Origin of the sequence: Allobosea sp. CCNWLY174 (assembly GCF_037120455.1) — a bacterium.
GTDB lineage: Bacteria > Pseudomonadota > Alphaproteobacteria > Rhizobiales > Beijerinckiaceae > Allobosea > Allobosea lupini.
Window position 1 is genome coordinate 240,122 of the sequence record NZ_JBBBBQ010000004.1, and the last position, 19,558, is coordinate 259,679.

Sequence of the window (19,558 nt, forward strand, 5' to 3'; positions counted from 1 at the left end):
GATGGGAGAGGGGCAGGGGTGAGGGACCGCCGCTGATTGTTGAGGCGATGCGGCGCCGTTGCGCCTTCTACGGATAAGGCAGGCCCTCATCCCTGCCCTTCTCCCACACGGGAGAAGGGTTCCCCGCACCCTCGTTCGCAAGGTTGGCTCGTCCCCAGCCAGCCCCCTCCGGAACTTTTTCCCCGGGCTCGACGTTCTCTTTTCCGAGGCCGCTGCCTGCGAACGTGTCGCAGCCAGCAACCTCGGGGGGCCGGCTTTCGGCCGCGATAAGAGGATTTAAGCCATGAGCATTCTGATTTCGCTTTTGATCACCATCCTGGTGATAGCTCTCGTGCTTTACCTGGTGCGGATGCTGCCGGTCGACGGCAACATCAAGAACATCATCCAGATCATCGTCATCATCATCGGCATCATCTCGTTGCTGCGCTATCTCGCGGTCTTCTAGCCAAAGGGGCCGCCGTCATGCCCGCCCCGTGGCGGGTGTCCATGCGAACATCGCCCGTGACCGGCGAGGACATGGATGGTCGGGACGAGGCCCGGCCATGGCGGTGGTGACGTCTTCAACCGGCAATTGACGAAAATGCCGCGCTGATCCAGAATCCCAGCGGTCCAGAGGGCCCCGGACGCAAGCCGTCCCGGGGCCCTTTCCTGTTCGAGACCGAGCGATCGCCGCGATGACTTCGCAGAACCGTACTTCGCATATCCGCCTGACCTCGCATCCCGAGCCCGGCAGCGCCGCCGCCCGCTTCCCGATCCAGTGGGGCGCTGCGACGCCGCAGGAGCGAGGACCGGTCATCGCCTCGACGACCAATCCGGCCGACCGCAACGTCATCGGCGCCCATGGCGGCTCCTATTCGGTCTATCGGGCGCTCGCCATCTCGGCCCGAGCGATGAACCCGGCGCAGCGTCCGGACCTGACCAACACCCACCCGACCTCCGACATCCTGCCGCGGCCGCAATGGTTCGATCCCGGCCGGATCGTCTCGCTCGATCCGTTCGGCCACCGCGTCGCCCAGGATTTCGGCAAGTGGATCGGCGAGGGCATCGACATCCGCCCGACCATCGCGGTCACCAAGGCGCGGCTCAATCTGCCCGAGATTCTCGCCGCCATGGCCGGCCACCGCCTTCAGGCCGATGGGGGAATTCTGCACGGCTCCGGCGACATCAGCGTCACCAAGATCGCGGTCGACCCGGTCTGGCATCTCCCGGGCATCGCCGACCGCTTCGGTACGACCGAGAACGAACTCCGCCGCACGCTGTTCGAGCAGACCGGCGGCATGTATCCGGAATTGGTGACGCGGCCCGACCTCAAGGTCTTCCTGCCGCCGATCGGCTCGATCACGGCCTATGTCATCGGCGAGGTCTCGGCGATTTCCGATCCGAAGAAGACGCTGGCCTGCCGCGTCCATGACGAGTGCAACGGCTCCGACGTCTTCGGCTCCGATATCTGCACCTGCCGGCCCTATCTGGTCCATGGCATCGAGGAAGCCGTGAAGGAGGCTCAAGCCGGCGGCGTCGGCCTGATCGTCTACAACCGCAAGGAGGGCAGGGCGCTCGGCGAGGTCACCAAGTTCCTCGTCTACAACGCCCGCAAGCGCCAGGAGGGCGGCGATTCCGCCGCGACCTATTTCGAGCGCACCGAATGCGTCGCCGGCGTGCAGGACGCCCGCTTCCAGCAATTGATGCCGGACGTGCTGCACTGGCTCGGCGTGAAGCGGATCGACCGGCTGATGTCGATGTCGAACATGAAATACGACGCCATGGTCGAAAGCGGCATCGAGATCGGCGAACGCGTCGCCATCCCGCCCGATTTGATTCCGCCGGACGCCTCGGTCGAGATCGAGGCCAAGAAGGCGGCGGGCTACTATTCGCCGGATGGGGCGCCCGGCGACAACGCACTCAAGGCCACCGTCGGCCGCGATCTTGAAAAGTTCTGATCCCGCCTATGCCTGACACCAATCCCGAAGCCGTCCGCCAGCTGCTCAAGCCGGCAGCCGTCCGAGAGCGCGCGCAGGAGATGCTGCGGCTCGGCCTCGAAGGCCGGCTGGCGCATTTCAGCGTCCATCCCGAGCGGCTGCCGGCCTGCGCCGCCTATGTGCTGGAGACGATCCGCCAGAACTATCCGGCGCTCGACATTCCCTTCCATGCCCGCTGGCGCCATTTCATCATCGCCAGCATGGATCGCTGGCAGCTGCTCGATGCGAAGGCGCATTTCCCCGACGCCCGGGCGAGGGGCCGCGCCGCCTATGATCTGGCTGTCGTCAGCGTCCTGCTCGATGCCGGCGCCGGCGCCGACTGGCGTTATCGCGATGCGGTGACCGGCCAGAGCATCGGCCGCTCGGAAGGGCTGGCCTTGGCCTCGCTCGACATGTTCGCCGCCGGAGCCTTTTCCGGCGATCCGGCGCAGCCGCTGCGGGTGGATGTCGCTGCACTCGAACATCTCGACGCCGAAGCGCTGGCGGCCGGCTTCCAGGTCTCGGACGGCAATCCGCTGATAGGGTTGGGAGGTCGCGCCGCGCTGCTCAACCGCCTCGGAGAGGAGCTGGAGAAGCAGGGGCTAGCCCGTCCAGGCGATCTGTTCGACCGGCTGGTCGAGGCAGCCGAAGGTCGGTCGATCCGCGCCGCCTATATCCTCTCGCAGGTGCTGGAGGTGCTCGGCGGTATCTGGCCCTCGCGCCTGAGCTATGCCGGCATCGCTCTCGGCGACAGCTGGAAGCACCCGTTGATCGCGCCGGGCGAGATCACCGCCGGCATCGTGCCGTTCCACAAGCTTTCGCAATGGCTGAGCTATTCGCTGATCGAGCCATTGCAATGGGCCGGCATCCAGGTCGTCGGCATCGACGATCTCACCGGCCTGCCCGAATACCGCAATGGCGGGCTCCTGCTTGATCTCGGCGTGCTCGAACTGAAGGACCCTGCCGACGCGGTGCGGGGCCATGAGGTCGGCTCGCAGCTCGTGGTGGAGTGGCGGGCGCTGACGGTTGCGCTGCTCGACCGGATCGGCGAACTGGTGCGCGCCGAACTCGGCCTGAGCGCCGAGCAGTTGCCGCTCGCCAAGGTGCTGGAGGGCGGGACCTGGGCCGCCGGCCGCCGCATTGCTCGCGAAAAGCGCGAAGGCGGCGGACCGCCCTTGACCATCGTCAGCGACGGCACGGTATTCTAGAGAACAACGACAAGACGAAGGGGATCAGGACTGCATGGCCACGAGCGCTAACGGCGTCACCGTCGTCGACCACCCGCTGGTGCAGCACAAGCTGACGCTGATGCGCGAGAAGGACCGCTCGACCAAGAGCTTCCGCCAGCTCCTCAACGAGATCGGCATGCTGCTCTGCTACGAGGTCACGCGCGACCTGCCGACCGAGATGATCGAGATCGAGACACCGCTGCAGAAGTCGATGCAGCCTGTCATCTCCGGCAAGAAGCTGGTCTTCGCGCCGATCCTGCGCGCCGGCGTCGGCTTCCTCGACGGCATGCTGGAGCTCGTTCCTGCCGCCCGCGTCGCCCATATCGGCCTCTATCGCGACCCGCAGACGCTCCAGGCTGTCGAGTATTATTTCAAGGCGCCCTCCGATATCGCCGACCGCATGATCGTGGTGATGGACCCGATGCTGGCGACGGCGAACTCGGCGGTGGCGGCGGTCGACCGGCTGAAGGAGCGCGGCGCCAAGGATCTGCGCTTCGTCTGCCTGCTCGCGGCGCCCGAGGGCATCGCACGCATGCGCGATTCCCATCCGGATGTGCGCATCTGGACGGCGGCGATCGACGAGCGCCTCAACGATCACGGCTATATCGTGCCGGGCCTTGGCGACGCCGGCGATCGGATGTTCGGCACGCGTTGACATCAAAAAAAGCCCGCCCCGTTGCCAGGGCGGGCCTCGCGATCCGGGATGGCTGCTCAGGCCGCGATGGCGCGAGCAACCTGCGGATCTGCCTAGATCACTCGATGATCTGCACAACGCGGCGGGTCTGCGGCTCGACCAGCACCGCGCGATTGTTCACCACCGTGTAGCGATAGCCGCTGGCGCGCTCGCCGAACTCGGCCGGCACCTCGCGGTAGACCACGCCCTGCTGCGGCAGAACGGTGCCGACCGTTACCGGCTCGGCATAGGTGTAGGACGGGACGCGCTGCTCCACCACATAGGTGCGGAAGCGCGGGGCGTTGTCGCCGATCACCGCACCGGTGAAGCCACCGACCACGGCGCCGCCGACACCGCCGACCACCGCGCCGACCGGGCCGCCGACCACCGCGCCACCGACAGCACCCGCGGTCGCGCCGCCGACGATGCCGCTGGCCGCGCCGCCCTGGGCGCCGTCCGGGTTCTGGGCGAAGGCCGCAGCCGGGACGATGGCAAGGGCGGTGACGAGAGCAAGCTTCTTGAACATATCCGTTCTCCTTCCAGACTGGGAACCTCGGGGAGGGAAACGGGAAGCTCTGCCTCAGGTTCCGCGCAGGCGGTCACGAGGTGTGAACAATCGTGACAAGAGTTAGGGGTTTGCCCGCTCGAACAAGGCGTTGGCGTCGATCACGAGCTCGATGCCGGCCGCTTGAAAATCGTGAACCTGGGTGCGTCGGGGGGCGCGGCCGGGACTGTCGAACAGCTCGTTCACCGTCGCTTCCTCCGACAGGAACAGGAAGTCGGCGTGGCTGCCGTGCTCGGGATAGGCGTCGATCGCGTGCCAGGTGCCTCGGTGGAACAGCACGCCTTCGCCGTCGAGCCGGAAGGCGCGCAGCGTCTCGGGCGCCGGCGGTGTGTCGGAGGGCTCGGCGACGACGATGATGGCGGGCGGTCCGCCGAGCGGCTGGCGCGCCTCGGTGACATGCAGATGCCGCTCGATCAGAGCGACCACGAAGGGACGTGCATGGTAGCGCACGATCTGCAGCCGCGGCCGGCTTTCGGCGGCGAAGGGCTGGATCCAGATGTCGTAGCCCTCGCGGCCGGTATCGCGCTCTCCCGATGGAGACAGGACACGGCCGTAGGGAGCGAAGGCTTCGGCGGAGAGCGGGGAGATGGGCAGGGCAACGCGGCGCATGCCGCATCCTAGTGCGCCAGGGCCAAAAGAAAACGGCGGGCCGTGAAGCCCGCCGTCGATAAGCCTTGTCGTCTACCGATTCACTGCTTCGGCGCGGCGGACAGCACCGGCGAGAGCTTGTCGGCATCGCGCTTGATCAGCGCGGCGAAGCCGGCCGGGGTGCGCTCTTCCTTGGTCGGCAGCACGGTACCGAGATCGAGCAGGCGCTTCTTGACAGTCTCGTCGTTCAGCGCCTTGTCGAGTGCGTCGACCAGCTTGTCGACGGCCTCCTTCGGCAGGCCCTTCGGAGCGGCGATGCCGTTCCAGGCCTCGATCTGGTACTCCGGCAGCCCGGCTTCCTTGGTGGTCGGCACGTCCGGCAGGGCAGGCGAGCGCTCGGCCGAAGCGACCGCATAGGCCTTGATCGTGCCGGCCTTGATCTGCTCGGCGACGCTGACGATCTGGTCGCACATGAAATCGACCTGGCCGGAAACGAGGTCGTTCAGCGCCGGACCGGTGCCGCGATAGGCGACCGAGTTCAGCTTCGGCACGCCGAGCTGGCCCTTGAGCAGGGTGCAGGTCGTCCAGGATACCGAGCCGACCCCGGCATGGGCTTCGTTCACCTTGTCGGAGTTCGCCTTCACATAGGCGACGAACTCCTTGAGGTCCTTCGGCGCGAAGGCCTTCTTGGCGACGATCAGGATCGGCGTGCCGCCGGCGAGGCCGATCGTCTGCATACCGTTGATCGGGTCGTACTTCAGGCCGGGATAGGTCGCCGGAGCCGCCGAAAAGGTGCCGAGGTGCCCCATCGCGATGGTGTAGCCATCCGGCGCCGCGGTCACCGCGCGGGTGATGCCGGTGGTGCCACCGGCGCCGGCGACGTTCTCCACCACGATCTGTTGGCCGAGCGTCTTCGACATATTCTCGCTGACGATGCGGGCGATGATGTCGGTCGGGCCGCCGGCGGCGAAGGGCACGATCATGGTGATCGGGCGCTCCGGATATTTGGACTGGGCCTGCGCCGGCAGCGCCAAGGCGAGCGCTGCGGCGAGACCGAGGGCGATTGTTTTCATGGGTAGTCCTCCCTGACGAGATACAATGAAGATGGTGGAACGGAGTTGAGCGACAACCCCGTCATTCGGTGAAGACCTCGTCACGCTTCTTCGACATCGACGGCAGCAGCGCGATGACGAGGATGGCGACGGCGACCAGCAGCAGGCCGGCCGAGATCGGCCGCTCGATGAAGGTCATGAACGAGCCGCGCGAGATGATCAGCGCCTGGCGCAGCTTCTCTTCCATCAGCTTGCCGAGCACGAAGCCGAGCAGCATCGGGGCCGGCTCGAAGCCGAGCTTGATCAGGAGATAGCCGAACAGGCCGAACAGCGCGGTGAAGGCGACGTCGACCGGCTGGTTGTTCACCGAGTAGATGCCGATCGAGCAGAAGATCAGGATCGCCGGGAACATCAGGCGGTAGGGCACCTGCAGCAGCTTCACCCAGACGCCGACCAGCGGCAGGTTGATGATCAGCAGCATCAGGTTGCCGATCCACATCGAGGCGATCATGCCCCAGAACAGGTCGGGGTTCTTGGTCATGACCTGCGGGCCGGGGATGATGCCGTGGATCGTCATCGCGCCGACCATCAGCGCCATCACCGCATTCGGCGGGATGCCGAGGGTGAGCAGCGGGATGAAGGCGGTCTGCGCGCCGGCGTTGTTGGCCGATTCTGGCCCGGCGACGCCCTCGATCGCGCCCTTGCCGAAGCGCGAGGGATCCTTGGCGAGCTTCTTCTCGATCGTATAACTCGCGAACGGCCCGAGCACCGCGCCGTTGCCCGGCAGAATGCCGAGGATGCCGCCGATGAAGGTGCCGCGCAGGCATGGCGCCGCCGACTGCTTGATGTCGTTCCAATCGGGCAGCAGCTTGCCGATCTTCGACTTGACCACGTCGCGCGCTTCCGGATTCTCGAGGTTACGCAACACCTCGGCGAAGCCGAAGACGCCCATGGCGAGCACGGCGAAGTCGACGCCGTCGGAGAGCGGCGGGAAGCCGAAGGTCATGCGCTCCTGGCCGGTCTCGAGGTCGGTGCCGACGGTCGAGAGCAGCAGGCCGAGCATGATCATGCAGAAGGCCTTGAGGATCGAGCCGCGCGCCAGCACGACCGCGAAGCACAGGCCCATCACCATCAGCGAGAAGTATTCGGCGGGGCCGAACAGCAAGGCGAGCCGGGTCAGCGGCGCGCCCAGCGCGGCGATGATCACGGTCGCGACGCAGCCGGCGAAGAAGGAGCCGATCGCGGCGGTGCCGAGCGCGACGCCGGCGCGGCCCTGCTTGGCCATCTGATGGCCGTCGAGCGTGGTGACGACGGCGGTGGCCTCGCCGGGGATGTTGACCAGGATCGCGGTGGTCGAGCCGCCATACTGGGCGCCGTAATAGATGCCGGCGAGCATGATCAGCGCGCCGACCGGGTCGAGGCCGAAGGTGATCGGCAGCAGCATCGCGATGGTGGCGACCGGGCCGACACCCGGCAGAACGCCGATCAGCGTGCCGACCAGGCAACCGACAAAGCAGAGCGCGATGTTCTTCAGCGTCAGCGCGACGCCGAAACCCAGCGAGAGGTGGGCGAGCATTTCACTCATGGATCAGATCCCCAGCAGCCAGGGCGCCAGCGGGATCGGCAGACCCAGCGCGTATTTGAACATCAGGGCGCAGCCCGCCGTCATCGCGATCGCGAAGATCACGAGCTCCTTGAGCTTCACATCCTCCGCCGCTAGGCCGGAGATGATCACGACGAGCGGACCGGAGATCAGCATGCCGAGCTGCGGCACCTTGAGCGGGCCGATCTCGAAACCGCGGATGGTCAGGCCGAAGACGACCGCCGCGCCGAGCACGAAGATGACGCCGCGCCAGGACCAGCCGGCGAGCTTCTCGCCATTGTAGCGCAGCGAGTTGAAGGCGAGCACCGCGCCGAGGCCGGCGCAGATCCAGGCGAAGGCCTTGGGCAGCATGCCCGGGCCGATCTGGCGGAGCGTCCCGGTCGGAAGGTCGCTCGACAGGATGAGCGCCAGCGCGGCGAGCGCGATCATGAACAGGCCGGCGGCCAGGTCCTGTGTCGAACGGACGCGCCAACCTCGCGCGGCCTCGATCTTGTTCAGACTCATCAATGTCCTCCGGCTCGGGTGGTTGCTGTGCGGATGGCAGGCTTTCTGCCACGTCCGTTGACGCTGAACGGCAGGATGTGGCCCTCGTCGATCAGGGTCACGCTCTCGCGCAGGATGGCGAGGAAGTCGTCGCGGGCGGAGAGCTTCTGGTGCGGCCGCCAGGCGACGCCGACGAGGGCCCCCGGCGGCGGCGGGTCGAGCAGCGCGCCGCGCAGGCGCCGCATGGTGACGCCCGGGAAGCTCAGCCGCGAGACCCAGTCCGGGGCCAGCGCCATGCCGAGGCCGGCTGCGACAGCGGACATCATCGCCGGCTTCTCGGTCGCCTCGATGGTGACGTTTGGCACCGCCCCGACGCTCTCGAAATAAGCCATGACGAGGTCGTAGGCGAAGGGGCGGATCCGCTTCGAGGGTACGACGAAGGGCTCACCGACCAGGTCCTGCATGGTCAGGAATTCACGCGCCGCGAGCGGGTGGCTCTCGCTCAGCACCACGATCGGCCGCTCGACGCGCAGAATCTCGAAGGCGCAGTCGGTCGGCTTGCGCGGCGGGCGCAGCAGAGCGAGGTCGAGCTTGCCGGCCTCCAGCATCTGCACCAGCGGCGCCGTCATCGCCTCGACGAACTTGATCTCGATGCCGGGATGCCGCGAACGGAACGTCACCAGCGCTTCCGGCACGAAGCTCGACGAGGCCGCGTCGATCGCGCCGACACGCAGGACCTTGCTAGAGGCCAGCGACGCTTCGCGCACCGAGCGCGATGCGCGTTCCATCCGGACGAGGATGGCCTTGGCTTCCTCGAGCATGATCAGGCCGGCGCGCGTGAGCGCGACCTGCCGGGTGGTGCGCGTCAGCAGGCTGACGCCGAGCTCGTCCTCGAGCGCGCTGATCTGGCGTGAAAGGGCTGGTGGTGCGAGGCCGAGCCGCTCGGCTGCCCGGCCGAAGTGCAGCTCTTCCGCCACCGCGATGAAACATCGCAGTTGCCGCAGGTCCATGGTTGTCGCGCTCCCCTCTGGCGTATCGCTTTTTGTGATATCTGCCAGTTGTTTCGGTTATGCCCTTTAGCGCTATCCGCCGGTTTTGCGACCCTAGAGCAATTCATAATTTATTGGCAACAAAGCTTGCTGCAACGGGAAGGGTGTCCACAGGGGGGAACGCCGCTCGCATGCTTGAGCCGAGCGCAATGAATTGATTTTACAGGAGTTTATGGACGCCGGCCGAAGCTGGTCAAGCTGTCGGCAGGTTCGCCCGCCGCCTGCTCCATAACCCGGCCACGCGGCCGTCGATCAGGGCAAGCCCGACAAAGATCGCCGCCATACCGGCGAAATGGCGGGGCAGAAGCTCTTCGCCAAGAAGCCCGGAGCCGAGCAGTATGGCGCTGACCGGGATCAGGAAGGTCACCAGCATGACGTTGCTGGGCCCGGCTGTGCGCATGATCCTGAAGAAGAGGATGTAGGCCAGCGCCGTCGAGATCAGGGCGAGGCCGACCGCCGCCAGGATCGCCTGTTGCGAGGGCACCGGCAGCGTCCACGGCGGATGCAGGAAAAAGACGATCGGGACGATCATCACCGTCGAGGCCGTGAGCTGCCCCGTGGCCGCGACGAGCGGCGGCATGCCGCGGAAGCGCCGTCCGAACAGGCCGGAAAAGGCATAGGACACCGCGGCGAGGACGCAGGCGAGCTGCGCCGCCAGGTTGGAGCCGAGGCCTCCGAGTGCATCGGGACCCATCAGGATACCGACGCCGACGAGACCAGCCAGGACGCCGCCGAGCTTCAGCCCGGTCGCCTTCTCATTGGCGAAGCAGTGCATCACCAGCACCGAGAAGATCGGCGTCGTCGCGTTCAGGATCGAGGCGAGGCCACTGGCGATCTGCTGCTGGCCCCAGAGAAACAGGCTGAACGGGATGAGGTTGTTGAGGATGCCCATGCCGAAGAAGGCAAGCCAGACGCTGCGGCCGACCGCCATCGAGTGCCCGGTGATCCGCACCACCAGCAGCAGCGCCAGCGCCGCCAGACCGACGCGCACCTGCACGACGGCGAAGGGCGGCCATTCCGCCACGGTGATCTTGTTGAAGAAGAACGAACCGCCCCACAGGATCGAGAGGGCGACGAGCAGGAGCCATTCCGTCGGGCCCATGCGGAGCGAGAGAGCAGAGGTTGGCTGTGTCATGGCGCAATCTGTCCTCGCAGGGCCGGTCATCCTGCGTCAGTAGGTGGCCGGGCCGGACCCGGCCACCCGATTTCCGCCAGAGCGTTATGCCGGCTCCGCATCGCGCGCCGCCCACATCGCCTTGAAGGCGGGGCGCTGATGCAGCTTGTCGAGCCAGGCCTTGACGTTCGGCGCGGCATCGAAGAGCTGCGTCGCCGGCTTGGCGTAGCGGATGACCTCGCCGACATTGATGTCGGCGACGGTGAAGCGCCCGCCCATGACATAGCCGCCGCCGTCCGCCAGGGCCTTGTCGAGCACGGCGAATGGCGCGGCCAGCGCCTCGAGCGCCTTGCTAACGATGGCCGGATCACGCTTCTCCGGCGGATAGGCGGCGAGATGGTAGGTCAGGTTGAGCGCGTTCGTCTCGCATTCGGTCGCGGCCCAGAGCGCCCACATCGCGGCGAGCCCCTCCTCCTGGACGTCCTTCGGCGCGACCGGCCCGCCATGCTTGCGGGCGAGGTAGAGGTTGATCGCCAGCGATTCGTGCATGACGAAGCCGTCATCGTCGATCGACGGGACATGGCCGTTCGGGTTGACCGCCATGAACTCGGCGCTGCGCGTATGGATCGGCGCGCCCGGGGCGTCGGGATCGGGCAGGCGATAGGCCTGGATCACCGGCACATGCTTGAAGGTGATGCCGAGCTCGTTGGCGAGCCAGACATTGCGCGTCGCGCGCGAGCGATAGCAGCCATAGATGGTCAGGGACATGGGCAGGATTCCGGCAGACGGGAGGAGCTCCGAATCCAGCGGATGCGGAGAAGAAAATTCTACGAAGCTCAGCCGAGCTGACGCAAGGTCTCGCGCGCGATGATCAGGCGCTGGATCTCGGAGGTTCCTTCGTAGATCCGGGTGATGCGGGCGTCGCGCGCATAGCGCTCGACCGGGAAGTCGCGGCAATAGCCGGCCCCGCCATGGATCTGGATCGCCGTATCGGTGCAGCGATGTGCCGCCTCCGAGGCGAAGAGCTTGGCCATCGAGGCCTCCTTGGCGAAGGGCTCGCCGCGATCCTTCTTCGCGGCGGCATCGAGGATCAGGAGGCGCGCCGCGTGCAGGTCGAGCTCGCGGTCGGCGATCATCCACTGCAGGCCCTGGAAGTCGGAGATCGCCTGCCCGAACTGCTTGCGCTCCCGGGCATAGGACTTGGCGGCGTCCATCGCGGCGCGGGCGATGCCGAGCGAGACCGAGGCGACGCCGATGCGCCCGCCGGCGAGCTCGCCGACGGCGACGCGGAAGCCGTCGTTCTCCTTGCCCATCAGGTTGGCGGCGGGGATGCGCGCGGCGTCGAAATGGATGGTGTTGGTCGCCGAGCCGGTCTGGCCCATCTTCTTTTCGGCCTTGCCGACGCTGACCCCGGGCGTATCGGCCGGCACCAGGAAGACCGAGATGCCCTTGCCCTTCGGCGCCTCGGGATTGGTCACGCCCCAGACGACGAAGAGCCCGGCATATTCGCCGGAGGTGATGTAGATCTTCTGGCCATCGAGGACGTAGCTATCGCCGTCGCGCCGGGCGCGCAGCTTCATGCCGGCGGGGTCCGAGCCCGCCCCTGACTCGGTAAGGCAGAAGGCCCCGGCCGGATAGGTGCCGTCAGCCAGCTTCGGCAGATAGGTCGATTTCTGCGCCTCGTTGCCGACGGCCTGGATGACTTCGCCGACCATGTTGGTCACCGACGTCGTGACCGCAGTCGAGGCGCAGGCGGCGGCGAGTTCCTCCAGCGCCAGGGCGAAGGAAACGGTGCCGGCCTCGGTTCCGCCGAACAGGCCCTTGACGTTGAGCGCCATGAAGCCGTTTTCGGCGAGCAGCTTGAGGTTGGCAAGGAACTCGGCTCGGCCCTCGCCGCGGTCGAGCTGCTCGGCCAATGGCGCCAGCCGATCCGCCGCGAGCTTGCGCGCGCTCTCGCGGATGAGTTCTTCTTCTTCGCTGAGCGCGAACTGCATGCGGATGCTCACCGATCGGGGGCAGGGGCGCGAAGTCTAGAGCGAGCTGCGCCGTGCGCCAATGCGCGGCTCCGCTTTCCCCGGCGTGCGCATTGAGGCGCTGTCCGCGCAGTTGAGGCTCAGCTTGCCAGCACCCGTTGCGGCGGGAAGGTGACCTCGACCAGTGTGCCTTCCTTCTTGACGCTGGTGATGGAGAGCGCCGCGCGGTTGGCTTCGACCAGCGCCTTGGTCAGGGGCAGGCCGAGGCCGGTCCCACCCGATCTGCGCGTCGTCGGCACCTGCCGGAACGGCTCCAGCGCCAATTTGATCTCGTCATCGTCCATGCCGATGCCGGTGTCGCGGACCCGCAGGATCGCCTCGCCCTGGTCGCCGAGCGCCGTCGAGACGATCACCTGTCCGCCGGCATCGGTGAACTTCACCGCATTGGAGAGCAGGTTGATCACGATCTGGCGCAGCGAACGCTCGTCGGCGACCACCGGCGGCAGCTTCGGCGCGAGACCGGAGCGCAGCACGACGCGGCCGCGCTGGGCTTCCGGCTGCAGCAGATTGACGGCCGAGAGCGCGATCTCGTTCAGGTTGACGCTGACGAAGTCGAGGTCGAGCTTGCCGGCCTCGATCTTGGCGAGGTCGAGCAGATCGTTGACCAGGCTGATGACGTAGCCGCCCGACAGGTGGATGTCGCGCAGATACTCCTTGTAGCGCTCGTTCTCGATCGGGCCGAAGCGCTCCTCCGCCATCACCTCGGCGAAGCCGATGATGGCGTTGAGCGGCGTGCGGATCTCGTGGCTGATCTTGGCCAGCACGTCTGATTTCTGCGCGCTCGCCTTCTCGGCGCTCTTGCGCGCTTCGACCAGCTCGCCCTCGGTCTTCTTCCAGGCGGTGATGTCGCGCAGGACCGCGCAGAACTTGCTGTCCGGCCCTTCGGCGATGCGGCCCATGGTCATGAACAGCGGGATGCGCCCGCCCTGGCGCACGCGGCCGATGACCTCGCGGCCATCATTCATCAGCGAGGCGACGCCGCCGCCGATCAGCCCATCGAGATAGTCGAGGGCGGGCGAATGACTCTCCGGCGCGAAGAGCAGCGTGAAGAGCTCGCCGGCAACCTCGCGCTGGTCATAGCCGAACAGCGCCTCGGCGCTCTTGTTGAGCGACAGGATGCGCCCGCGCCCGTCGACGGTGACGACGCCATCCGTCGCGGTGTCGAGCATTGCAGACAGCTCGGATACGCGAGCGTCGTTGGCCTGTCCCTCCAGCCGCAGCTGCTCGACGCGGGACGTGGCCTCTTCTTCCTCCGCCGCGAACTCGGCCGCGAGCTCCTGCTCTTCCGCCTCCTCGGGCGTCAGCATCCTGAGGTCGCCGCCCGGCACGCTGTTGCGGAAGGCCATCAGCGTCGCGGGCTCGCCCTGCCAGCTCACGCTGGAGAGCCGGCCGTCGACGCTGATCAGCCCGCCCTTGCGGTCGACCAGGATCATCGCGCCGTCGCTGCTGCGGCTCACGCCCCTGATCAGCGTGCTGATGCCGCCCGCCGCCGAGAGATCGTCGAGATCGGCATAATCCAGCAGGTCGAGCAGGGTGCGGTTGGCGTAGAGTGCCGTCTCGTCGCGATTGACCAGCACGGCGATCGGGAGTCGGTCCAGGATCTCCGCATGGGCGTTGGCGACGCGGGGGCGCCCTTCCGAAGCCGAGGGCTGCACCGGCGCAGCAGTCGAGGGAATCGTGGCAGACGATTCGTCCTTGGCGTCGTTCGCCTCCTTCTCTCGCACGCGCAGTTGCGCCGCGACCGGCAGACGCGGGCCGCCTGGCTCGTCTTCTTCGCCGGCGATGCGGGCGCCGAGCGCCTTGGCGATCTCGCGGAAGGCATTGCGTTCGGCCGAGGAGAGCAGGGTCTTGGACGGCTCGAGCACCGGGCGAACGGCGGCCAGATGGCCATTGCGCAGCGGCACGACATTGGCCGGCGGCGCTTCGCCAGCCGGCGGCGGTTCGCTGGCCTTGGCGGCCTCGCCTCCGTCTTCGGCTTGCTCTGTCGTGGCATCGTCATCCGACGCTTCGGGCTCGGCCGGCGCGTCTTGCGCTTCCACGGTTTCGTCCGGCTCGGAGGACGCCTCGGCGGGCGCGTCCGGATCAGTCGGCACGCCGTCGGTCTCGTCGTCGCCGGCCTCTGGCCGAGCCGGCTCGATCGGCGCCGCCTCGGCGGTTTCGATCGAAGGAATTGCGGGCGTGGGGGCTTCCGCGATAGCTGCGATCGGCGGTTCTGCCGCCGGGATATCGGCCTCCGGAACTAAGGAAGCGATGTTCGCTTCAGGCGTTTCCCGCCGCGGGAAAGTCTCGTTGGCGGGCGAGCGGGCGAGGCCGAAGCCGCGGAAGCCGGCGGGATTGCGCTCACTATCGAACAGCGGGAAGCCGGACAGCTCGACGCGTGCGCCTTCGGCCGGAGAAACGCGCCAGAGCACGGCCCGGCCGCTCCAGGTCGAGGAGGTCGCGAGGCGTGTCGCCAGGTCGCCCTCGAGATCGACGACGTCGCTGGCGAGCAGCGCGGACCAGTTGCGTCCCTGCGTCGCGCTCGCGACCTTCTGGCCGACCAGCGCCGCGAAGTCCTGCGACAGGCTGACCAGCGTCCCGTCGAGGTCGCTTTCCCACAGGAAGCGTAGATTGGCGCGGCGCGGCTGCTCGGGTGATTCGCCGGTGGTGCCTGCCATGACAGGCGCCGCCGAGGGCGCGGCAGGAGAGGGGGCAGCAACCGCCGCCGGCTCGTCCCTCGGCACGGTGATGCCGAGGCGGCGCAATTCGGAGGCGGTGACGCCGATCGCCAGCGCCAGGCCGGAGTCGGTCTCGATGCGCTTGCAGCCGCAGGTCACGAGCCCTGCGAGGGAGGCGCCGAGCCGCAATCGTTCCAGCCTCAGCGCCGTCGGTGAGGCGAGCCCGCCGGCAAGCAGCCGTAAACGCTCACGAGTCGCCGCGGGAAGCTTGGCGGCTCCGCCGAACGCGTCGAGCAGGGCCCGGCCGCCGGCGTTGGCGAAGGCCGGGGCGTCGCCGTCGGCGGGCCAGAGCAGCAGCGCGCCGTCACGGGCAAAGCCCGCGAGCGCGGGATCCAGCGCCAGGGCGCCGGTGAGGCCGTTCCAATCCTGTCCGGATTCGCTCATCCTGCTCCGCTCTGCTGCTGGCGACTCCAGCCCGCGCGAATATGCCTAACAAATCTTTAATAACTGCGCGAGCGGGGTGAATCCATGCGGGAACCCGGCCTCTCCCCTGACGTTTCAAAACAGCGTTAATATGCCGCCGCCGCCGTCTCGGTGGCGGCATTGTCATTGCACTGCAATAATGATATTGCAGTGCACAATAGGAGCGCGGCGCCGGAGACGGCGCGGACGCTTGGCTCGGTCGCAGGAGGACCTACCATGGACGGCAAGCTTCCCTACGAAGTTCCCACCGAGATGCGCGATTTCGCCGAAAAGAGCGTCGATCAGGCGCGCAAGGCCTTCGACGGCTTCATCGGTGCCGCCCAAAAGGCGGTCGACAGCGCCCATGGCTCGGCCGAGTCGGCCCGCGTCAACGTGCAGGACATGACCAAGAAGGCGATGTCCTATGCCGAGAACAATATCGCGGCCGCCTTCGATCTCGCCGACAAGCTGGTCAAGTCCAAGGACATGAACGAGGTGCTCCAGCACCAGTCCGAATTCCTGAAGGCGCAGGTCGCCGCGCTGCAGGCGCAGCTCAAGGAAGTCGGCGCGAGCGTGCAGGATGCGGCCAAGAAGACGGCCGAGACCGCCGCCAAGGCGACCAAGCTGAAGTGAGGCCTTGAGCGCCGCGAGCGCGGAGCAGGCTTTCACGACCAAGCGGCCGGGCCGGTGCGTGACTCTTTGTTGGGGCGAGAATCGCCCTGCCGGAGTTCGCTCGTGCCCGGCTCCGTCTATCGCGCAGGCATGTCCTGCCGAAACCGTGAAGGAGAGATCCGATGGCTAAGCAGACGATCCCCGGCAAGGCGCCGGTCAGCCTCGCGCCGGTCAAGGCGCTGAGCGAGCCGAAGCCGGTTGCGCCGGCCGTGCAGGCTGCGCCCGTCAAGGCTCCGGAGGTCAGGCCGCTGGAATCCAAGCCGGTGGAAATCAAGCCTGTGGCCGAGGTGAAGCCCGTTGCCGATCCGGTCGCGGTTGCGCCCGCTCCCAAGGTCGAATCGAAGTCCGCTGCCGCAGCTCCCAAGCCCGCAGCTCCCAAGCCCGCTGCTCCCAAGCCTGCTGCTACCGAGCCCGCCGTCCCGCAGCCGGTGGTGAAGCCCGCCCCGGTCGTTGCCGCCGCGCCCGCAGCGAAGCCTGTCGCAAAGCCTGCGGCCGAGCCCACCAAGCGTGTCGCCCCGCAGAAGACCAAGATTGCGAGGCCCTCCGCCAAGGTCGCTGCTCCGGCCCTCAAGCCCGCGCGTGCCAAGGTCGCTGCCGAGCCGGTCAAGGCGCAGCCCGCTCCCGCCAAGGTCGAACCCGCTGCTGTAAAGCCGGTGGCTCCCGTTGCGGCCAAGGTCACTGAAGCCGTTCAGCCAGCCAAGCCCGTTGCGGCGCCTGTGGCGATCGCCCCCGTTGTCGCCAAGCCGGTCGAGGCGCGGAAGCCGGCTCCCATCGCCGCTTTCTCGGCAGCCGTCTGGATCGAGCCGGCCCTGGCAGTCACCCGCGCCTTCGGCGTCGTCCAGGCCAAGGTTCTCGACCATGCCTGCGCCGAGCTCAAGGCGACGCTGGGCGAGGTCGAGACCCTGGCGCGCACGCAGAGCACTGCAGATGCGGTCGCGCTCCAGACCAAGGCCTTCCGCCGCAGCTACGAATCCTTCGCCGCCCATCTCGGCGATCTCGCCGCGACGGCGCGCCAGGAACTGCCCCGCCGCTGATTTTGAAGGCCGGCGCGGTTTTCCACGCCCGGCCCTGTATTTGCCGTTGCATTCGGCGAGGCGTGGCACTAGGTTCCGCGCCGTCGCCGGATCGGTTCCAAGGTCGCGACTTCGGCGCGAGCCGTGCAGCCATAGCTCAGTTGGTTAGAGCGCTAGATTGTGGATCTAGAGGTCCCCCGTTCAAGCCGGGGTGGCTGTACCATCGCGATATCCCCGGATTATCGTTCTGAATAGGACCGGCGTAGTTCCGACCCGGTTGCGTCCTGGTGTGGCCAGCCGGACGCTCGATTGCCATGCCCTCGCTCATGGCTTCCGCAGTCCTCCACGAAACATTCGGCATGGGCCCGGGCGGTTGGGCTTTGCTCCATCAATCCGACTGCAGCCTATAGTAGATTATTGTACTGGATAATATCCAGACAGAGCGCAAAAACTCTGGGCGCGAGCGTTGGCCCCGTTCCGCGTAATGCTTTGCTAACGATCTTCATTAAACGTCATTGACGTTGCGGCATTAACTTTGCGGTCAAGGGGCGGCCTGAATGAATCTTTTCAAAAAGAGCGGGACACAAGCGACTGCCGAGGCGATGTCGATTCGACGTTGGCAGGCCGTCATCGAATTTGATCTCGACGGCAAGATCATCGAGGCAAACGATCTGTTCCTGCAGGCTGTCGGTTACCAGCGTTCCGAGATCATTGGGCAGCATCACTCCATGTTCGTGCCGCGCGAGGAGAGGGCTACGGAAGCCTATCGCAGCTTCTGGCAGGATCTGAGCGGGGGCAAGGCGTTCCAGGCGCAGTTCGCGCGCGTTGCCAAGAGCGGCAAGCGGGTCTGGCTTCAGGCGACCTACACGCCGATCTGCGGAACCGACGGCAAGCGGCCGTTCAAGGTGATCAAGTACGCCAACGACATCACCGGCATCAAGGAAGCGGTGTCGAATGCTGAAGGTCAGCTCGCGGCGATCAGGAAGGCGCAGGCGGTCATCGAGTTCGATCTGACGGGCAAGGTTCTCGACGCCAACGAGAACTTCCTGAGGGCGCTGGGCTATACGATCGGTGAAGTCAAGGGACAGCACCATTCGATGTTCGTGCAGCCGCTCGAGCGCGACACCGAGGCTTACGCCCGGTTCTGGCAAAAGCTCGCATGCGGCGAATACGACGAGAACCAGTATCTGCGGATCGGCAAGGGCGGCCGCAAGGTCTGGATCCAGGCGAGCTACAACCCGATCCTCGATTCACTGGGTAAGCCCTACAAGGTCGTCAAATACGCCACCGACATCACGGCCAGCAAGCTCGCCACCGCGGCGCTCGAGGCAGCGGTGGAGCAAACGCGCTCCGTCATCGTGGCCACGCAGGCGAAGGATTTGACGCAGCGCGTGCCACTGGATGGCAAGTCCGGAGAGATCGGCGAACTCTGCAATGGCATCAATGAGCTTCTGGATACGTTCTCGAACGTGATTCAGACCGTCACCGGAATTTCCGAGCGCATCTCCGTCGGATCGCGTCGCATTGGTTCGGACAGCAAGGATCTTGCTCAGCGCACGGAAGAACAGGCCGCATCCCTCGAAGAGACCGCCGCGACCACGGAGGAGCTCGCGGCTTCCGTGAAGCAGAGCTTCGAGCGCGCTCGCGAGGCGGCTGAACTCGGGGCCGTGGCCAATGGCGTCGCCAACCGAGGCGGAGCCATCGTGGGCGATGCGGTGATCGCGATGGAGCGGATCGAGAAGGCGTCCGGCGATATCGGCGAGATCATCCGCGTCATCGACGACATCGCGTTCCAGACCAATCTGCTCGCCTTGAATGCGGCCGTCGAGGCGGCGAGGGCGGGGGATGCCGGCAAGGGCTTCGCAGTCGTCGCATCGGAGGTGCGCACGCTGGCGCAGCGCTCCAGCGATGCGGCCAACGACATCAAGAAGCTGATCACCAATTCCACTGCCGAGGTTGCAGGAGGCGTCAGACTCGTCCAGCAGGCTGGGTCGGCGCTGGGCGAGATCGTCACCTCCTCGACCAGCGTCTCTGCCGCGTTGGACGAGATCAAGAGCGCCTCGCGCGAGCAGGCGAACGGGATCGAGGAAGTGGCGAAGGTTGTCGCCCATATGGACGAGCTGACCCAGCGCAATTCGTCGATGGCCGATCAGAGTGCGAGCGTCGCAGCGGAGCTGCAATTGGCAACCGACTCGCTGCAGGGGCTCGTGGGCGGCTTCCGCGTCGCGGGCGTGGCGACGAAAGGCGATCGCACGGTCGAAGGCGTGGCTCAGTTGCGGCAAGCGGCCGCCCAGATGGCGCGCCCGGCTTCCGCCCCGGTTTCCCGTCAGGCAGGTTCAAGTCAACGCCGGGTCGCCAATGGCTCTGCGGCGGGCTGGGAAGAGTTCTAAGCCGGCGACTGCACGCGCCG

17 protein-coding genes and 1 tRNA gene are annotated in these 19,558 nt (G+C 66.8%); 8 read left to right on the forward strand and 10 right to left on the reverse strand.

All coding sequences use genetic code 11. The features are described 5' to 3' along the window. The first annotated feature begins 283 nt into the window (after positions 1–283). The 4 genes from V7S63_RS14705 (at position 284) to upp (ending at position 3,839) form a co-directional block, all read left to right on the forward strand. Positions 284–445: a Thivi_2564 family membrane protein gene (locus V7S63_RS14705; RefSeq protein WP_091831753.1), complete on the forward strand. Its 162-nt coding sequence runs from the start codon at positions 284–286 to the stop codon at positions 443–445. 229 nt (positions 446–674) lie between these two features. Further along, complete coding sequence (locus V7S63_RS14710; protein WP_336530755.1) at positions 675–1,937, forward strand: GTP cyclohydrolase II; 1,263 nt, start codon at positions 675–677, stop codon at positions 1,935–1,937. An 8-nt stretch (positions 1,938–1,945) separates the two neighbouring features. Beyond that, positions 1,946–3,163, forward strand: coding sequence for a URC4/urg3 family protein (locus V7S63_RS14715; RefSeq protein ID WP_336530756.1), 1,218 nt, complete (start codon positions 1,946–1,948; stop codon positions 3,161–3,163). A gap of 34 nt (positions 3,164–3,197) precedes the next feature. After that, positions 3,198–3,839, forward strand: coding sequence for a uracil phosphoribosyltransferase (gene upp, locus V7S63_RS14720; protein ID WP_100959125.1), 642 nt, complete (start codon positions 3,198–3,200; stop codon positions 3,837–3,839). A 97-nt stretch (positions 3,840–3,936) separates the two neighbouring features. Here the strand turns inward: upp and V7S63_RS14725 are convergent, their stop codons facing one another. The 10 genes from V7S63_RS14725 to V7S63_RS14770 all read right to left on the reverse strand — a co-directional run bounded on the left by V7S63_RS14725 (position 3,937) and on the right by V7S63_RS14770 (position 15,445). After that, positions 3,937–4,383, reverse strand: a complete 447-nt coding sequence (locus tag V7S63_RS14725; protein WP_091831747.1) for a DUF1236 domain-containing protein — start codon at positions 4,381–4,383, stop codon at positions 3,937–3,939. A gap of 102 nt (positions 4,384–4,485) precedes the next feature. Then, positions 4,486–5,031, reverse strand: a complete 546-nt coding sequence (locus tag V7S63_RS14730; RefSeq protein ID WP_336530757.1) for an ureidoglycolate lyase — start codon at positions 5,029–5,031, stop codon at positions 4,486–4,488. 80 nt (positions 5,032–5,111) lie between these two features. Then, entirely contained in the window at positions 5,112–6,083 is a 972-nt protein-coding gene (locus tag V7S63_RS14735; RefSeq protein ID WP_336530758.1) for a tripartite tricarboxylate transporter substrate-binding protein, read from the reverse strand. A 61-nt stretch (positions 6,084–6,144) separates the two neighbouring features. Next, positions 6,145–7,647 carry a tripartite tricarboxylate transporter permease gene (locus V7S63_RS14740; RefSeq protein ID WP_100959075.1) on the reverse strand — a complete coding sequence of 501 codons (1,503 nt, stop codon included), beginning with the start codon at positions 7,645–7,647 and terminating at the stop codon, positions 6,145–6,147. 3 nt (positions 7,648–7,650) lie between these two features. Beyond that, positions 7,651–8,169 carry a tripartite tricarboxylate transporter TctB family protein gene (locus V7S63_RS14745; protein ID WP_336530759.1) on the reverse strand — a complete coding sequence of 173 codons (519 nt, stop codon included), beginning with the start codon at positions 8,167–8,169 and terminating at the stop codon, positions 7,651–7,653. Continuing rightward, positions 8,169–9,158: a LysR family transcriptional regulator gene (locus tag V7S63_RS14750; RefSeq protein ID WP_336530760.1), complete on the reverse strand. Its 990-nt coding sequence runs from the start codon at positions 9,156–9,158 to the stop codon at positions 8,169–8,171. The genes V7S63_RS14745 and V7S63_RS14750 overlap by 1 nt, the downstream gene beginning before the upstream one ends. Before the next feature lie 232 nt (positions 9,159–9,390). Beyond that, complete coding sequence (locus V7S63_RS14755) at positions 9,391–10,332, reverse strand: DMT family transporter (protein ID WP_336530761.1); 942 nt, start codon at positions 10,330–10,332, stop codon at positions 9,391–9,393. 84 nt (positions 10,333–10,416) lie between these two features. Beyond that, on the reverse strand, positions 10,417–11,079 hold the full coding sequence (locus V7S63_RS14760; protein ID WP_336530762.1) for a glutathione S-transferase family protein: 663 nt from the start codon (positions 11,077–11,079) through the stop codon (positions 10,417–10,419). A gap of 68 nt (positions 11,080–11,147) precedes the next feature. Then, positions 11,148–12,305: an acyl-CoA dehydrogenase family protein gene (locus V7S63_RS14765; RefSeq protein ID WP_336530763.1), complete on the reverse strand. Its 1,158-nt coding sequence runs from the start codon at positions 12,303–12,305 to the stop codon at positions 11,148–11,150. A gap of 119 nt (positions 12,306–12,424) precedes the next feature. Then, positions 12,425–15,445 (reverse strand): ATP-binding protein, encoded by a 3,021-nt coding sequence (locus V7S63_RS14770; RefSeq protein WP_336530764.1) that lies wholly within the window; start codon positions 15,443–15,445, stop codon positions 12,425–12,427. Positions 15,446–15,700: 255 nt separating this feature from the next. Here V7S63_RS14770 and V7S63_RS14775 point away from each other — a divergent pair, with 255 nt between their 5' ends. From V7S63_RS14775 to V7S63_RS14790, 4 genes are all read left to right on the forward strand, one after another. Continuing rightward, positions 15,701–16,096, forward strand: coding sequence for a phasin (locus V7S63_RS14775; protein ID WP_091831724.1), 396 nt, complete (start codon positions 15,701–15,703; stop codon positions 16,094–16,096). Between the two features lie 161 nt (positions 16,097–16,257). Continuing rightward, the gene (locus V7S63_RS14780) at positions 16,258–17,169 is read left to right on the forward strand and encodes a hypothetical protein (RefSeq protein WP_336530765.1); all 912 of its coding nucleotides are present in this window, start codon (positions 16,258–16,260) and stop codon (positions 17,167–17,169) included. A gap of 125 nt (positions 17,170–17,294) precedes the next feature. Next, positions 17,295–17,371, forward strand: a tRNA-His gene (locus V7S63_RS14785). Between the two features lie 334 nt (positions 17,372–17,705). After that, entirely contained in the window at positions 17,706–19,538 is a 1,833-nt protein-coding gene (locus V7S63_RS14790; protein WP_336530766.1) for a methyl-accepting chemotaxis protein, read from the forward strand. Positions 19,539–19,558: the final 20 nt, after the last annotated feature.

Bases quoted from the DNA above. Each gene is read 5' to 3' on its own strand.
- V7S63_RS14705 (WP_091831753.1), top strand. From the start codon at position 284: ATGAGCATTCTGATTTCGCTTTTGATCACCATCCTGGTGATAGCTCTC.
- V7S63_RS14760 (WP_336530762.1), bottom strand. From the start codon at position 11,079: ATGTCCCTGACCATCTATGGCTGCTATCGCTCGCGCGCGACGCGCAAT.
- V7S63_RS14775 (WP_091831724.1), top strand. From the start codon at position 15,701: ATGGACGGCAAGCTTCCCTACGAAGTTCCCACCGAGATGCGCGATTTC.
- V7S63_RS14770 (WP_336530764.1), bottom strand. From the start codon at position 15,445: ATGAGCGAATCCGGACAGGATTGGAACGGCCTCACCGGCGCCCTGGCG.
- V7S63_RS14765 (WP_336530763.1), bottom strand. From the start codon at position 12,305: ATGCAGTTCGCGCTCAGCGAAGAAGAAGAACTCATCCGCGAGAGCGCG.
- V7S63_RS14730 (WP_336530757.1), bottom strand. From the start codon at position 5,031: ATGCGCCGCGTTGCCCTGCCCATCTCCCCGCTCTCCGCCGAAGCCTTC.
- V7S63_RS14790 (WP_336530766.1), top strand. From the start codon at position 17,706: ATGAATCTTTTCAAAAAGAGCGGGACACAAGCGACTGCCGAGGCGATG.
- V7S63_RS14715 (WP_336530756.1), top strand. From the start codon at position 1,946: ATGCCTGACACCAATCCCGAAGCCGTCCGCCAGCTGCTCAAGCCGGCA.
- V7S63_RS14710 (WP_336530755.1), top strand. From the start codon at position 675: ATGACTTCGCAGAACCGTACTTCGCATATCCGCCTGACCTCGCATCCC.
- V7S63_RS14745 (WP_336530759.1), bottom strand. From the start codon at position 8,169: ATGAGTCTGAACAAGATCGAGGCCGCGCGAGGTTGGCGCGTCCGTTCG.
- V7S63_RS14735 (WP_336530758.1), bottom strand. From the start codon at position 6,083: ATGAAAACAATCGCCCTCGGTCTCGCCGCAGCGCTCGCCTTGGCGCTG.
- V7S63_RS14780 (WP_336530765.1), top strand. From the start codon at position 16,258: ATGGCTAAGCAGACGATCCCCGGCAAGGCGCCGGTCAGCCTCGCGCCG.
- V7S63_RS14740 (WP_100959075.1), bottom strand. From the start codon at position 7,647: ATGAGTGAAATGCTCGCCCACCTCTCGCTGGGTTTCGGCGTCGCGCTG.
- V7S63_RS14725 (WP_091831747.1), bottom strand. From the start codon at position 4,383: ATGTTCAAGAAGCTTGCTCTCGTCACCGCCCTTGCCATCGTCCCGGCT.
- V7S63_RS14755 (WP_336530761.1), bottom strand. From the start codon at position 10,332: ATGACACAGCCAACCTCTGCTCTCTCGCTCCGCATGGGCCCGACGGAA.
- upp (WP_100959125.1), top strand. From the start codon at position 3,198: ATGGCCACGAGCGCTAACGGCGTCACCGTCGTCGACCACCCGCTGGTG.
- V7S63_RS14750 (WP_336530760.1), bottom strand. From the start codon at position 9,158: ATGGACCTGCGGCAACTGCGATGTTTCATCGCGGTGGCGGAAGAGCTG.